This window comes from Streptacidiphilus jeojiensis (assembly GCF_042510965.1).
Classification (GTDB): Bacteria; Actinomycetota; Actinomycetes; order Streptomycetales; family Streptomycetaceae; genus Streptacidiphilus; species Streptacidiphilus jeojiensis.
On record NZ_JBEUKS010000003.1, the window covers coordinates 448,175 to 462,260 of the forward strand.

General features: G+C 73.0%; 10 protein-coding genes. 6 read left to right on the forward strand and 4 right to left on the reverse strand.

Going from position 1 to position 14,086, the window contains the following annotated elements; genetic code table 11:
* Window positions 1-127: 127 nt before the first annotated feature.
* The 5 genes from ABUW04_RS10975 (at window position 128) to ABUW04_RS10995 (ending at window position 8,458) form a co-directional block, all read left to right on the forward strand.
* Complete coding sequence (locus tag ABUW04_RS10975; protein WP_380564323.1) at window positions 128-1,840, forward strand: glycerol-3-phosphate dehydrogenase/oxidase; 1,713 nt, start codon at window positions 128-130, stop codon at window positions 1,838-1,840.
* An 85-nt stretch (window positions 1,841-1,925) separates the two neighbouring features.
* Window positions 1,926-2,726 carry an MIP/aquaporin family protein gene (locus ABUW04_RS10980; RefSeq protein WP_380564550.1) on the forward strand — a complete coding sequence of 267 codons (801 nt, stop codon included), beginning with the start codon at window positions 1,926-1,928 and terminating at the stop codon, window positions 2,724-2,726.
* A gap of 44 nt (window positions 2,727-2,770) precedes the next feature.
* On the forward strand, window positions 2,771-4,285 hold the full coding sequence (gene glpK / locus ABUW04_RS10985; RefSeq protein WP_380564324.1) for a glycerol kinase GlpK: 1,515 nt from the start codon (window positions 2,771-2,773) through the stop codon (window positions 4,283-4,285).
* Window positions 4,286-4,445: 160 nt separating this feature from the next.
* Window positions 4,446-7,802 carry a glucodextranase DOMON-like domain-containing protein gene (locus ABUW04_RS10990; RefSeq protein WP_380564325.1) on the forward strand — a complete coding sequence of 1,119 codons (3,357 nt, stop codon included), beginning with the start codon at window positions 4,446-4,448 and terminating at the stop codon, window positions 7,800-7,802.
* A 35-nt stretch (window positions 7,803-7,837) separates the two neighbouring features.
* Window positions 7,838-8,458: an L-threonylcarbamoyladenylate synthase gene (locus tag ABUW04_RS10995; protein WP_030261814.1), complete on the forward strand. Its 621-nt coding sequence runs from the start codon at window positions 7,838-7,840 to the stop codon at window positions 8,456-8,458.
* A 25-nt stretch (window positions 8,459-8,483) separates the two neighbouring features.
* On the opposite strand, the gene ABUW04_RS11000 is transcribed toward ABUW04_RS10995, so the two are convergent.
* Complete coding sequence (locus tag ABUW04_RS11000) at window positions 8,484-9,380, reverse strand: SDR family oxidoreductase (protein WP_380564326.1); 897 nt, start codon at window positions 9,378-9,380, stop codon at window positions 8,484-8,486.
* A gap of 114 nt (window positions 9,381-9,494) precedes the next feature.
* Here ABUW04_RS11000 and ABUW04_RS11005 point away from each other — a divergent pair, with 114 nt between their 5' ends.
* Window positions 9,495-10,067 carry a TetR family transcriptional regulator gene (locus tag ABUW04_RS11005; RefSeq protein ID WP_380564327.1) on the forward strand — a complete coding sequence of 191 codons (573 nt, stop codon included), beginning with the start codon at window positions 9,495-9,497 and terminating at the stop codon, window positions 10,065-10,067.
* Window positions 10,068-10,095: 28 nt separating this feature from the next.
* Here ABUW04_RS11005 and ABUW04_RS11010 read toward each other — a convergent pair whose 3' ends face one another.
* The 3 genes from ABUW04_RS11010 to ABUW04_RS11020 form a co-directional block, all read right to left on the reverse strand.
* A complete protein-coding gene (locus tag ABUW04_RS11010) occupies window positions 10,096-11,805 on the reverse strand; it encodes a methyltransferase (protein WP_380564328.1) in 1,710 nt (569 codons plus the stop codon).
* 54 nt (window positions 11,806-11,859) lie between these two features.
* Entirely contained in the window at window positions 11,860-13,071 is a 1,212-nt protein-coding gene (locus ABUW04_RS11015) for a 4-hydroxybenzoate 3-monooxygenase (protein WP_380564329.1), read from the reverse strand.
* Between the two features lie 90 nt (window positions 13,072-13,161).
* Window positions 13,162-14,064 carry a LysR substrate-binding domain-containing protein gene (locus ABUW04_RS11020; RefSeq protein WP_380564330.1) on the reverse strand — a complete coding sequence of 301 codons (903 nt, stop codon included), beginning with the start codon at window positions 14,062-14,064 and terminating at the stop codon, window positions 13,162-13,164.
* Between the last annotated feature and the right edge of the window lie 22 nt (window positions 14,065-14,086).

Here is a 14,086-nt window from a genome sequence, read left to right on the forward strand (position 1 = left end):
CTGTCCCGCCGGTCCGCCGGGGGGTTAACCCGACCGGTCGTGGCAGGGGTGCCTGCGGATGCGCTCCCGCCGATGGCCTGTTCGGATGGCAGCAGCGTCATTGTCGCCCCATGCGAGGAGCAGGTTGATGAGACCGGTTGCGTTGTCGCCGCAGGCCCGCGAGGACGCGTTGGGCGCGATGGCGGATACCAGCGAGTTCGACGTCCTGGTGGTGGGCGGCGGCGTGGTGGGGGCCGGGTGCGCACTGGACGCCGTCACCCGCGGGCTCAGCGTGGCGCTGGTGGAGGCCCGGGACTGGGCCAGCGGCACCTCCAGCCGTTCCAGCAAGCTGATCCACGGGGGGCTGCGCTACCTGGAGATGCTCGACTTCCGGCTGGTCCAGGAGGCGCTGAAGGAACGGGGCCTGCTGCTCCAGCGGCTCGCCCCGCACCTGGTGCACCCGGTGAAGTTCCTGTACCCGCTCAAGCACCGGGTGTGGGAGCGGCCCTACGTGGGCGCCGGAGTGCTGCTGTACGACACCCTGGGGACCACCTCCGGCAACGCCCGCGGCCTTCCGCACCACCGGCACCTGACCCGGCACGGGGCGCTGCGCGAGGTCCCGGCGCTGAAGTCGGATTCGCTGGTGGGGGCGATCCAGTACTGGGACGCCCAGGTCGACGACGCCAGGCACACCATGACGATCATTCGGACGGCGGCCTCCTACGGGGCGAAGGTGGCCAACCGGACCCGGGTCGAGGGCTTCCTGCGCCAGGGCGAACGGGTGACCGGGGCGCTGGTGCACGACCTGGAGTCGGACCGGAGGTTCGAGATCCGGGCCAAGCAGGTCATCAACGCGACCGGGGTGTGGACCGACGACACCCAGGCGCTGGCGGACACCCGCGGCCAGTTCCACGTCCGCGCCTCCAAGGGCGTGCACATCCTGGTGCCCCGGGACCGGGTCAACTCCAAGTCCGGCCTGATCCTGCGCACCGAGAAGAGCGTGCTGTTCGTCATCCCCTGGGGACGGCACTGGCTGATCGGCACCACCGACACCGACTGGGACCTGGACAAGCAGCACCCCGCGGTCAGCTCCCGCGACATCGACTACCTGCTGGGCCACGTCAACGAGGTGCTGGCCACCCCGCTGACGCACGACGACGTCGAGGGCGTCTACGCCGGGCTGCGGCCGCTGCTGTCCGGGGACGCGGCCGAGACCAGCAAGCTCTCCCGCGAGCACCTGGTCGGGCACCCGGTGCCCGGTCTGGTGGTGGTGGCCGGCGGCAAGTACACCACCTACCGGGTGATGGCCAAGGACGCGGTCGACGAGGCCGTGCGCACCCTGGACCGTGCCGCCCCCGCGTCGGTCACCGAGGACGTGCCGCTGGTCGGCGCGGACGGCTACCGCGCGCTGTGGAACCGCCGCCAGGGCCTGGCCGACGAGGCCGGGCTGCACGTCGCCCGCATCGAGCACCTGCTCAACCGCTACGGCTCGATGGTCGGCGAGGTGCTGGACATCCTCCGCCAGGACCCGTCGCTGGGAACGCCGCTGGCGGGCGCGGACGACTACCTGGAGGCCGAAGCGGTCTACGCGGCCACCCACGAGGGCGCACGCCACCTGGACGACCTGCTCACCCGGCGGACCCGGGCCTCGGTCGAGTCCTGGGACCGCGGCCTGGCCGCCGCAGAGCGGGCCGCGCAGCTGATGGCGGGCCCCCTGGGCTGGAGCGACGAGCAGGTCCGCGACGAGATCGAGCACTACCGCGAGCGGGTGGCGGCCGAGCGCGACGCCCAGCAGCAGCCCGACGACCGCACGGCCGACGCGGCCCGTCTCGGCGCCCCCGACATCGCCCCCCTGCACTGAGGCACCTCCGCCCTGAACCAAGGAGTCGACCATGGCCTCAGCGGCCCAGTCCGGCAGCCGGCCCGTAGCCGGTGCGTCCCGCCGAATGCCCCGACAACTGCTCGGTGAACTCCTGGCCGAATTCGTCGGGACGATGATCCTGATCCTCTTCGGCGTGGGCGTGGTGGCCCAGGTCGTCGCGGCCGGCCTGGGCGGGCACGACAGCATCGCCTGGGCCTGGGGCCTGGGGGTGACCCTGGGCGTGTACGTCGCCGCTCGGCTGTCCGGCGCGCACCTCAACCCGGCCGTCACCGTCGCCCTGGCCGCGTTCCGCGGCTTCTCCTGGGCCAAGGTCGCCCCCTACGCCCTGGCCCAGACCGCGGGCGCGTTCACCGCCGCGCTGCTGGTGCGCTGGAACTACACCGAGGTCCTGGCCAAGGCCGACCCCGGCCACACGCTGAAGACCCAGGGGGTGTTCTCCACCCTCCCCGGCAACGGGACCTTCCCGGTCAGCCAGTGGGGCGCGCTGCGCGACCAGATCATCGGCACCGCCATCCTGCTGCTGGTCATCATGGCGCTGACGGACGTGCTCAACACCGCCCCCAAGGCCAACATGGGGGCCTTCATCACCGGACTGCTGGTCGTGGCCATCGGCCTGGCCTTCGGCACCGACGCCGGATACGCCATCAACCCGGCCCGCGACTTCGGCCCGCGGCTGGCCAGTTTCATCACCGGCTACGGAGGGGCCTGGCGCGACCAGTACGGGGACCTGTACTTCTGGGTCCCCATCGTCGGACCGTTGATCGGCGGCCTGCTGGGGGCCGGCCTGTACCGGTTCCTGATCACCCCCTTCCTGCCCAGCCAGGAGCTGCAGGCCGGACGGGTCCTGGCCGACGAGGAAGCATAACCGCACCGCACCCAACTTGCCGTCACCTGTGGAGGGTTGCCGCCATGGCGGACTACGTCGCCGCGATCGACCAGGGCACGACCAGCACCCGGTTCATGATCTTCGATCATTCCGGGAACGAGGTCGCCCGCCAGCAGATGGAACACGAGCAGATCCTGCCCAGGTCGGGCTGGGTCGAGCACAACCCGGTCGAGATCTGGGAACGCACCCGGTCGGTCGTCGCCACCGGGCTGAACCGCTCCCACCTGGCCGCGGGCGACATCGCAGCGCTGGGCATCACCAACCAGCGGGAGACCACGGTGGTGTGGAACCGCCGCACCGGCCGCCCCTACTACAACGCCATCGTCTGGCAGGACACCCGCACCGACCGCATCGCCAGCGCCCTGGAGCGCGAGGGCAAGGGCGAGGTGATCCGCGCCAAGGCCGGACTGCCGCCGGCCACCTACTTCGCCGCCGGGAAGATCCAGTGGATCCTGGAGAACGTCGACGGCGTCCGCCAGGACGCCGAACGCGGCGACGCCGTCTTCGGCACGGTGGACACCTGGGTCCTGTGGAACCTCACCGGAGGCGTCCGCGGCGGCGTGCACATCACCGACGTGACCAACGCCTCGCGCACCATGCTGATGGACCTGCGCACCCTGGACTGGGACGACGAACTGCTGTCGTTCTTCGGCATCCCGCGCGCCATGCTCCCCGCCATCCAGGCGTCCAACGCCCCCGACGGCTACGGACAGTCGCCGGACGTCAGCCCGCTGGCCGGCATCCCGATCAGCGGCATCCTCGGCGACCAGCACGCCGCCACCGTAGGACAGGTCTGCTTCGCCCCGGGCGAGGCCAAGAACACCTACGGCACCGGCAACTTCATGCTGCTGAACACCGGGAGCGAGCCGGTGCGCTCCCAGCACGGCCTGCTCACCACGCTGGCCTACCAGTTCGCCGGACAGCCCCCGGTCTACGCCCTGGAGGGGTCCATCGCGGTGACCGGATCGGCCGTGCAGTGGCTGCGCGACCAGCTGCACATCATCGGCAACGCCGCCGAGAGCGAGACCCTGGCCCGCCGCGTCGCCGACTCGGCCGGGGTGTACTTCGTGCCCGCCTTCTCCGGGCTCTTCGCCCCCTACTGGCGCTCGGACGCGCGCGGCGCCATCGTCGGCCTGGCCCGCTTCCACAACGACGCGCACATCGCCCGGGCCACCCTGGAGGCCATCTGCTACCAGAGCCGGGACGTGGTCGAGGCCATGACCAACGACTCCGGAGTGCGGCTGGAGGTGCTCAAGGTCGACGGCGGGGTGACCGAGAACAAGCTGTGCATGCAGACCCAGGCCGACGTGCTGGGGGTCCCGGTGATCCGGCCCAAGGTCGCCGAGACCACCGCACTGGGCGCCGCCTACGCCGCCGGCCTGGCCGTCGGCTTCTGGCGGGACACCGAGGAGCTGAAGGCCAACTGGAACCAGGACCAGCGCTGGGACCCGCAGTGGGACCAGGCCACCCGCGAGGCCGGCTACACCGGCTGGAAGCGCGCCATCGAACGCACCCTCAACTGGGTCGACGTCAGCTGACACAGCGTCACCATGCTTCCGGAGTCCGGCCCTTGCCGCCCAGCGGTGGCAGGGGCCACGGCCTGCCGGCAGCGCTGCGCCGCGTCTTTACGCCCCAGTGGCTGCGGAGTAGCTTCAGGTGTTTCGCACCACTCCCTGCAAGGCGAGCCTCGGGGGAACCATGACCGGATCCACGCGCAGGCTGGCCGCCGCTGTCACGGCCGCCGCCCTCGCCCTGCTCGGCACCGGAACCGGAACCGCCGCCGCGACCGTCGGCGCCGCCGACACCGCCCAGGCTCCGGCCCACGGCACCGCGTCCACCTTCGACCTGGCCCGCAAGGACTGCCTGGGCACCGCACGGAACAGCGGGTCCAAGGTCTGGTACACCGTGGCCGACGGCGTCCTGTCGGACGTCTACGAGCCCACCGTGGACAACACGAACGTCGGCACGCTGCAGTACGCGGTCACCGACGGGTCGACCTTCACCGACCTGCAGACCCGCGACATGACCTACACCGTGCAGGCCGACCCCACCGGCATGGCCTGCACCGTCACCTCCACCGACGCCGGGCACGGCTTCCGGCTGACCACCACCTACGTCACCGACCCGGCCCGCGACAGCGTGGTCATGCGCACCCGGCTGTCCGCCGTCCCCGGCAGCCGCACCGACCTGGGCCGGCTGCACGTCTACGCCCGGCTGGACGCGCACGTCAACGGCAACGGCGGCGGCGGAACCCAGAACGCGGGAGCGGACACCGGCGTGGTGGACGCGGCCACCGGCACCCCGGTCGTCTACGACACCGGCACCGTCAGCCAGGCCGCCAACCGCGACTACGCCGTGCCCACCTACCTGGACCTGGCCGCCACCGGCGGCGGCGGCGCCGAGGTCGGCTACGCCGGCACCGCGAGCGACGGACTGACCCAGCTCGACACGGACCACCGGCTGACCTCCGCCGACAGTTCCGCGCCCGACGGCCACATCACCAGCACCCAGGAGGTGACCCCCCGTCACGGCGGCGAGGTCACCCTAGCGCTGGGCTTCGGCCGCACCCTGGCCCAGGCCACCGGCACCGCCGCCGCGTCGCTGCGGGCCCCCTTCGCGCAGACCGAGGCCGGCTACACCCGCGGTTGGCAGGCCTACGACCGGACCCTGAAGCAGCCCCCGGCCTCGCTGCCCGGTCTGCCCGCCGCCCAGGTGCGCTCCAGCTACTACCTGGACGCCAATGTGCTGAAGGCGAGCGAGGACAAGACCTTCCCCGGCGCGGTCGTCGCCTCGCTGGCCTCGCCCTGGGGCCAGTCCGTGGACGGCAGCGCCCTGGTCGGCGGCAAGCCGGTCTACTTCGGCTCCTACCGCGAGGTCTTCGGCCGCGACCTCTACGAGGCGTTCACCGGGCTGATGGCCGACGGCGACACCGCCACCGCCCGCGACGCCACCACCTTCCTGTTCGACCGCCAGCAGCTGGCCGGCGGCGAGATCCCGCGCAACTCCCTGGTCAACGGCAAGGCCGCGCCCGACACCGGCGGCGACCAGCTGGACGAGACCGCCTACCCGATCCTGATGGCCTACCTCTCCGGCCTGGGCGGCGACACCGCCCTGTGGCAGCAGCACATCAAGCCCGCCGCCGACTACCTGGTCGCGCACGGCCCGTCCTACGGCGTGGAGCGCTGGGAGGAGCAGTCCGGCTACTCGCCCTCCACCATCGCCGCCGAGATCGCCGGACTCACCGCCGCCTCCGCCATCGCCGACCGCAACGGCGACCACGCCGACGCCCGGATCTACCAGGCCACCGCCGACCAGTTCCAACGCAGCGTCAAGAGCTGGACGGTGACCGGCAGCGGGCCCGACAGCAGCTCGCCCTACTTCATCCGGCTGTCCAAGACCGGTGACCCGAACGCCGCCACCAGCTACAACCTGGGCAACGGCGGACCCACCCTGGACCAGCGCACGGTCATCGACGGCGGCTTCCAGGAACTGGTCCGCCTCGGCGAACTGACCGCCACCGACCCGGCGTTCACCAACTCGCTGAAGGTCCTGGACCAGCAGATCTCGGTGGCCACCCCCACCGGCACCGGCTACTACCGCTACGGCGACGACGCCTCCCGGGGCAGCGCGGACGGCTACGGCGACTGCTCCACCACGCTCAGCCAGACCTCCTGCAGCACCGCCGGACAGCCCTGGCCCACCACCGACGTCGGCACCGGCCACCTGTGGCCGGTACTGTCCGGCGAACGGGCCGAGTCGGCGATCGCCACCGGCGACCGGGCCACCGCCGCCGCCGAGCTGTCGTTCATGATGAAGTCCGCCTCCGGGATCGGCCTGGTGCCCGAGCAGGTCTGGGAGGACCCGGACCTGCCCGCCGCCCCCTACGGCAGCGACCCGACCACCGCGTCCATCGGCTTCAGCGACGGCCGGGCCGCGGGCTCCGCCTCCCCGCTGACCTGGGCGCAGGCCCAGGAGCTGCGGCTGATCACCGACCTGGGCCAGGGCCGCACGGTGGACCAGCCGGCGATCACCAGGGCCCGCTACGCCACCCACGGCGCCCCGGCCGCCACCACGGTCACGCTGACCTCGCCCGCCGCCGGGAGCACCGTCGAGTCCGCCACCACCACGGTGGCCGGCAGCACCGCCCCGAACGCCGAGGTGACCGTCCAGTCCGCCGACACGGACACCGCGGCCCCCGCCGTCACCGCCTCCACCAGGGCCGACGCCCAGGGCGCGTTCTCCGTCCCGGTCGCCGTCGGCTTCGGCACCAACACCATCACCGTCGCCGCGACCACGCCCGCCGGCGCGACCGGCTACGCCCGCACCGCCGTGCTCGGCGACGTCAGCGGCGGCACCACCGTCCTGGACGCCACCGACCCCACCGGCGACGACAACGGGCCCGGCAGCTACCAGTACCCGACCGCCGCCGACTTCACCCCGGGCTCCTTCGACCTCACCCGCTTCCAGGTGATCACCAGCGGCGGCACCGTCTACCTGCGCACCACGCTGAAGTCGCTCACCCCGACCTTCGGCAGCACCATGGGCGCGCAACTGCTCGACATCTACGTCCACACGCCGAGCGGGAACCCGACGTCCACGGCTGCCGCGTACCCGTCGCGCAACTACGCGATCGCCCCGGAGGACGCCTGGAGCCAGCGCCTGGAGGTGCAGGGCTTCGCCTCGCCGGTCTGGGCCGACGCGAACGGGAACCAGGTCGGCACCCCGAGCGCGGTGGTCGCCTCCACCCTGTCCGACACCATCACCATCGCCCTGCCCGAGTCCGCCTTCGGCACCCCGACCAGCGGCTGGACCTTCACCCTGGCCCTGGCCGGCCAGGACGGCTACAGCGCGGACCAGGCCAGGGCGTTCACCGCCACCGCCGGCGCCTACAGCTTCGGCGTCTGCCCGGCCGGCGGCACCGCGGCGATCTGCTCGCTCGACCCCGGCTCCGTGCCGAAGGTGATGGACACGATCACCCCGCCCGGCACCTTCCAGGCCACCGAACTGGACCCGACCCTGGGCACCCCCACCCTGCACGGCGTGACCGCGCCCTGACGCCCTGACGCCCCGTGATCCCGTAGTCTCGGCGGATGGCCAAGTACTTCGACGTGCACCCCGAGAACCCGCAGCCGCGCACCATCGGCAGCGTGGCGGACCTGGTCCGGTCCGGCTCGCTGGTCGCGTACCCCACGGACTCCTGCTTCGCCCTGGGGTGCCGGCTCGGCAACCGTGACGGCATCGGCCGGATCCGGACCGTCCGGGAGCTCGACGACCGCCACCACTTCACCCTGGTGTGCCGCGACTTCGCGCAGCTGGGGCAGTTCGTGCACATCGACAACAAGGTGTTCCGGGCGATCAAGGCGGCGACGCCCGGCAGTTACACCTTCATCCTCCCGGCCACCTCCGAGGTGCCGCGGCAGCTGCTGCACCCGAAGAAGAAGACGGTGGGGGTGCGGATCCCCGACCACGTGGTCGCCCAGGCCCTGCTCGCCGAGCTGGGCGAGCCGCTGGTCTCCAGCACCCTGCTGCTCCCAGGGGAGGAGGAGCCGATGACGCAGGGCTGGGAGATCAAGGAACGGCTGGACCACGTCGTGGACGCGGTGCTGGACTCGGGTGACTGCGGTACCGAGCCGACCACCGTCATCGACTTCTCCGGTGACGAGGTCGAGATCGTACGGCGCGGAGCGGGCGACACCGCGCGGTTCGAGTGAGGGTCCGTCCGGCAGGTCAGGCGGGTCAGGTCCGGAAGTAGTAGCCGGCCTCCAGGTCCTGGATCAGGCTCGGGCCGCTCGGGGTCCAGCCGAGCAGCTCCTGGGTGCGGGCGCTGGTGGCGTGGACGTCCAGGGCGTAGAAGCGGCTGATCCAGCCGAAGTGCTCGGCCGCGTCCTGCGGCGCGATCGAGACCGCGGGGAGGCCCAGCCCCCGTCCGATGGCCTCGGCCATCTCCCGGGTGGGGACCCCCTGCTCGCCGACCGCGTGCAGGACCGTTCCCGCCGGGGCCTTCTCCAGTCCCAGCCGGGTGACCCGGGCGGCGTCCGACAGGTGCACCGCCGGCCAGCGGTTGGCGCCGTCGCCGACGTAGCCCGCGACGCCCCTGGCGCGGGCGATGGCGACCAGGGCCGCGACGAACCCGTGGTCGCCGTCCCCGTGCACGGTGGCGGCGTAGCGCACGCTCACCGTGTTCACGCCGCGCTCGGCGTACTCAAGGGCGAGGTTCTCGCTGCCGCCGCGCGGGGAGTCCGGGCCGTGGGCGGGGGACCGGTCCTCCTCGGTCAGCGGTCCGCCCGGTGCCGGGAAGGCGAGGCCGGAGGCCAGCAGGAACGGACGGCCCGATCCGCTGAGGACGTCGGCGATCGTCTGCACGGCGGCGCGTTCGGCCCGGTTGGAGACGGCGGGGTTGTCGAAGTCGTGCTTGTTGGCGAGGTGGATGACGGCGTCGGCGCTCTCGGCGCCCTGCCGGATGGCGTCCAGGTCGTCCAGGTCGCCGCGGCGGACCCGGGCCCCCTTGGCCTCGATGGCGGCGGCGGAGGCGTCGGAGCGGGCGAGCCCCACCACCTCGTGTCCTGCGGCGAGCAACTCGTCGACGGTGGCGGAACCGATCCACCCGGATGCTCCGGTGACGAAGACGTGCATGTGGAAGATCTCCTTCAGAAGCCGAGCCTGCAAAAGCGATGTCAGTGACTGACGTCAGTGACTGCTGTCACTGTAGCTCTGATGTCAGCTGCTGTCATCGCTAGAGTGGAACCCATGGTGAGATGGGAGCCCGGAACACGGGAGCGGCTGCAGGCGGCGGCGATGGACCTCTACGTCAGCCGCGGCTTCGAGAGGACGACCGTGGCCGAGATCGCCCAGGCCGTCGGCCTCACCGAGCGCACGTTCTTCCGCCACTTCGCCGACAAGCGCGAGGTGCTCTTCGGCGGCCAGGAACTGCTGGAGCAGGCGTTCGTGGACGGGGTCGCCGCCGCGGAGCCGGACGCCTCGCCGCTGGCGATGGTCGAGTCGGCGCTGTCGGCCGCGGCGGGCTTCTTCCCGGCCGAACGCCGCAGCCACTCCCGGCAGCGGCAGACCATCATCGCCGCCAACCCGGCGCTGCAGGAACGGGAGCTGCTGAAGATGGCGGCGCTGGCCGCGGTGGTGGCAGCCGCCCTGCGGGCGCGCGGGGTCCCGGAGGCGTCGGCCACGCTGGCCGCGGAGTCGGGCGTGACCGTGTTCGGGGTGGCCTTCGTGAAGTGGCTCGCCGAGGGCGAGCGGCGGTCGTTCCTGGACATCGAGCGCGAGGTGCTGGGCGAACTCGTGGCGATGGCCGCCGGCGCGGCCTGAGGCGGCGCCGGCGGCCGGTGTCGAACCGTCAGATCCCGGCGGCAGCCTGACCGGCGGCAGCCCTCCGGGCGTGCAGCACACAGGCGTCCAGCGGCAGCGGCGAGCTGTCCACCAGGGCCAGGCCCGCCTCGGCGAGCAGCCGCGCGTAGTGGTCGGTACGGCGTTCACGGCCGCCGACGTTGCACATCATGTGCAGGTCCCACGCGGTGGCCAGCGAGGGGGAGCCGTCCGCCGGCAGCACCCGCTCGATGATCAGCAGGTCTGCTGTGGCGGGCATGGCCTGCGCGATGCCCCGCAGGATCTCCCGGCAGCGGTCGTCGTCCCAGTCGTGCAGCACCCGGGAGAGGACGTAGACGTCGCCGCCGGACGGCACATGGGCGAAGTCCCCCGGCAGGTAGTCGCACCGCCCGCCCAGGCCCGCGGCGTCCAGCGACCGGCGGGCCGCCTCGATCACGTGCAGGCGTTCGAGCAGCACCCCGCGCAGCCGGGGATGCGCGGTCAGCAGGCGGCCGAGCAGCTCCCCGTTCCCGCCCGCGACGTCGACGACGGTCCCCGGCGTCGGCGCCTGGGCGGCGGCCGTGACCACCGGGTGCGCGGTGAGCGGCTCGAACATGCGCGAACTCGCCGCCATCGACTGGTCGAACAGCTCCGCCAGCTCCGGGTGGCGGACGAAGTAGTCGAAGTGGTTCTGGCCGAAGCGGTGCTCGAAGCCGACCTCGCCGGTGCGCACGGTGTGCCCCAGGCTGGCGAAGGACTGGTAGAAGGCGCCGCCGTACATCAGTGCCAGCGGCCGCAGCGATCCCGGGCCGCCGGTGCGCAGCAGGGCGCCGAGCGCGGTGAGCCGGAAGCCGTCCTGGTCCTCGCTGACCAGGTCCAGCGTGGCCAGGTAGCGCAGCAGCCGGGTCAGGTTCTCCGGGTGCGTGCCGACGGCCAGGGCCAGCGTGTCGGCCTCGGTGCCGGTGTCGGTGTCCAGGGCGTCGGGCACCCGCAGCTCCGCGAACGCGGCCAGGGCCTGGGTGGTCCAGGCCCCGGTGAGCAGACGCAGGAGCGTTTCCGCAGATCCGTTCGCCCGGTGCTCGTCCAGGTGGCCGGCCAGCACGTCCCGGTGGTCGCCGGGCGCGTAGAGCTCGACCCGCCGGTACCCGGCCTTGGAGTCGGCGGGGGCGGCGAAGTAGAAGACGGTGCCGTCCTCGTGCGGGTTGTAGCCGCCGCCGTCGGCGACCGCGCCGTGCCGGCCTAGCAGCGCGCGCAGGCCGCGCAGCAGCAGCGGATCGGGCCGGTCCACCTCGAAGGCCAGGTGCGCCTCGTGCTGCCGGGCGCGCTCGTGCTCGGCGACCCCGGTCAGGTCGGAGCCCGGCGGCACGGCCAGGGCGAACACCTCGACCGTGCGCTGCTCACCGCCCGGGCCGAGCACCGGCGGGCGCAGGATCTGGACGTCGAGCCCGGCCGCGTCGCGCCCGTGCCGCGCGGCCAGCCGGTCGCGGACCACGACGCTGGGGCACGGGGCGGTGTCGGGCGCCAGCCCGCAGCCGGCCAGGTCGGCACGGAGCGCCGCCGGGTCCGGGGGGAAGACCAGCAGCGCGGCGTGCGAGAAGCGGCAGCGGTCGGCCAGTGCGCGCAGCTCCACCGCGTCCAGGCCGGGCAGCAGCAGCCACAGCAGCGCGGCGGTGTCCTGTTCCCGGACGAAGTCGACGGTCGCTCGCAGGCGGCCGGCGTCGGTCGGGATCGTGGTCGTCATCGCGAAAGCATCCTCGGTGTCAGTGGGCCGGGTGTCGGTGGGGGAGAGCGGTGTTCATACGCCGACGTAGTGCTCGGCGAACCAGTCCTGCTGGCTGCGCGAGGTGCGCAGTGACTCGAGGCGGGCACGGCGCAGGGCGTTGTGGAACAGCGACTCGGCGTCCGGGCCGGAGGGCCCGTGCAGCAGCCGGAGCATCCACTGCGAGAACTCCTGCGCCCGCCAGATGTAGGGCAGGCACTGGGCCGAGTAGCGCTCCAGGCCTCTCGCGTCGCCGTGCGCGAGGTCGTCGACCAGGGCGTCGGCCAGGATCTCCGCCTCCAGTACCGCGAGGTTGGCGCCCTTGGCGGCCGACGGACTGAGCAGCGCGGCCGCGTCGCCGGCCAGGAGCAGCGATCCGTACCGCAGCGGCTCCAGCACGTCGGACTCCAGGTCGACGACGGCGCGCTGGACGATCGGGCCCCGGTGCAGCGCGCCGTACTCGGCGGCGCCCATGCGCAGTGCCAGCTCGTCCCAGATCCGCTGCTCGGACCAGGCGTCGGCGGCCTGGCCGCGCTGGTACTGCAGGTAGTAGCGGGTCACCTCGGGGGTGCGCGCCATGTGTCCGGCGAAGCCGCCGGGGTGCACCGCGTAGCCCACGGCGTCCAGGCTCGGCGGCGCCTGGGCCAGCAGGCCGAGCCAGGACAGGCCGTGGTCCAGGTGGTGCCGCCGCACCGCACCGGGCGGCAGCGAGCGCCGCGCCGCACCGTGCCGTCCGTCGCAGCCGGCGACGTACCTGGCCGACAGCCGGGACGGGCGGCCGTCGGGATCGCGCACCGTGACCTCGGGGCGGGAGCCGTCGGCGCCGACCACGGCGACCGCCTCGGTCCGGAAGCTGATCCGGCCGCCGGCGTCCTGATAGTGCGTCAGCAGGTCCGTGACCAGTTCCTGCTGCGGGTAGACGGTGTGGCGTTCACCCCGGCCCAGGCTGCCGTAGTCCAGGCGGAAGCGGCCGTCCTGGGTGCGGAACTCGCACACGGAGTGCTCGCGGCCGCGACGGTGCAGACCCTCCGCCAGGCCGTGGCGGTCCAGGATCCGCACGGTGTTCGCGGCGAGGAACCCGGCCCGGGCCCGGGTCCGGACCTGCGCGGCGTCGGCCCGCTCCACGACCAGGCAGTCGACACCGCTCGCCTGGAGCAGGTTCCCCAGCACCAGTCCGGCGGGTCCGGCACCGAGGATGACGACGTCGGCCGTTTCATCGCCTGATCCGACTCTCTGACTCACTGTCACGGAAGTGGATCATAAGCACCCGCGGACCCGTTGATCGTCAGAATTCCCCCGTTTGCAGTCAGAACCCGCCAGATCGGTACCGACGGCCGGCTACGGGGTCGCCGGGGCGGCCGGGACCAGGTGTCGGATGATCTCGACGGTCCGCAGCAGGTGTGGTTCGGCGCGGTCGGCGCGGTGGGCTACGGCCAGGGCGACGGTGGTGGTGGGCTGGACCAGCGGCCGGTAGACCACGCCGGGCAGGGTCAGCGCGGACACCGGCTCGGGCACGACGGCCGCCCCCAGGCCGCCGGCGACCAGGGTGACCAGGGTCGAGGTCTCGCCGACCTCGTGCCGGATCCGGGCCTCGACGCCGGCGTCGCGCAGCACCCGCAGCACCACGTCGTACATGGTGGAGCGGCGATCGGCCGAGTGCACGATCAGGTCGGTGCCGGCCAGGTCCGCGGCGCGCAGCCGGCGCCGCCGGGCGAGGGCGTGGTCCGCCGGCAGCGCCACCACCAGCGGGTCGTGCCGCAGCAGGTGGGTGACCAGGGAGGGGCCCGCCGCCGAGGGGCGCAGCAGGGCGACGTCGATGGCGCCCACCCGCAGCGCCTCGGCCTGGTCCGGGGCGAGCATCTCGCCGCGGAAGGAGAAGTCGACGCCGGGCAGTTCGGTCGACAGGTGCCGGGAGAGCGCCGGCAGCAGGCTGTAGGTGGCCGATCCCACGCAGCCGATCGCCAGGCGGCCGACGCCGCCGGCCGCCACCCGGCGGGCCAGGTCGGCCGCCTCGTCGACCTCGGCCAGGATCGCGTGCGCGCGCTCCAGGTAGGCGCGGCCGGCCTCGGTCAGGTCGACCCGGCGCGTGGTGCGGTGCAGCAGCTCGACCCCGAGCTCGCCCTCCAGCCGGCGGATCGCCTGCGACAGCGGCGGTTGGGCCATCCGCAGCCGCTCCGCGGCCCGGCCGAAGTGGCGCTCCTCGGCGACGGCGACGAAGTAGCGCAGATGGCGAAGATCCATATCTGCTGCCTCTCAATCGACC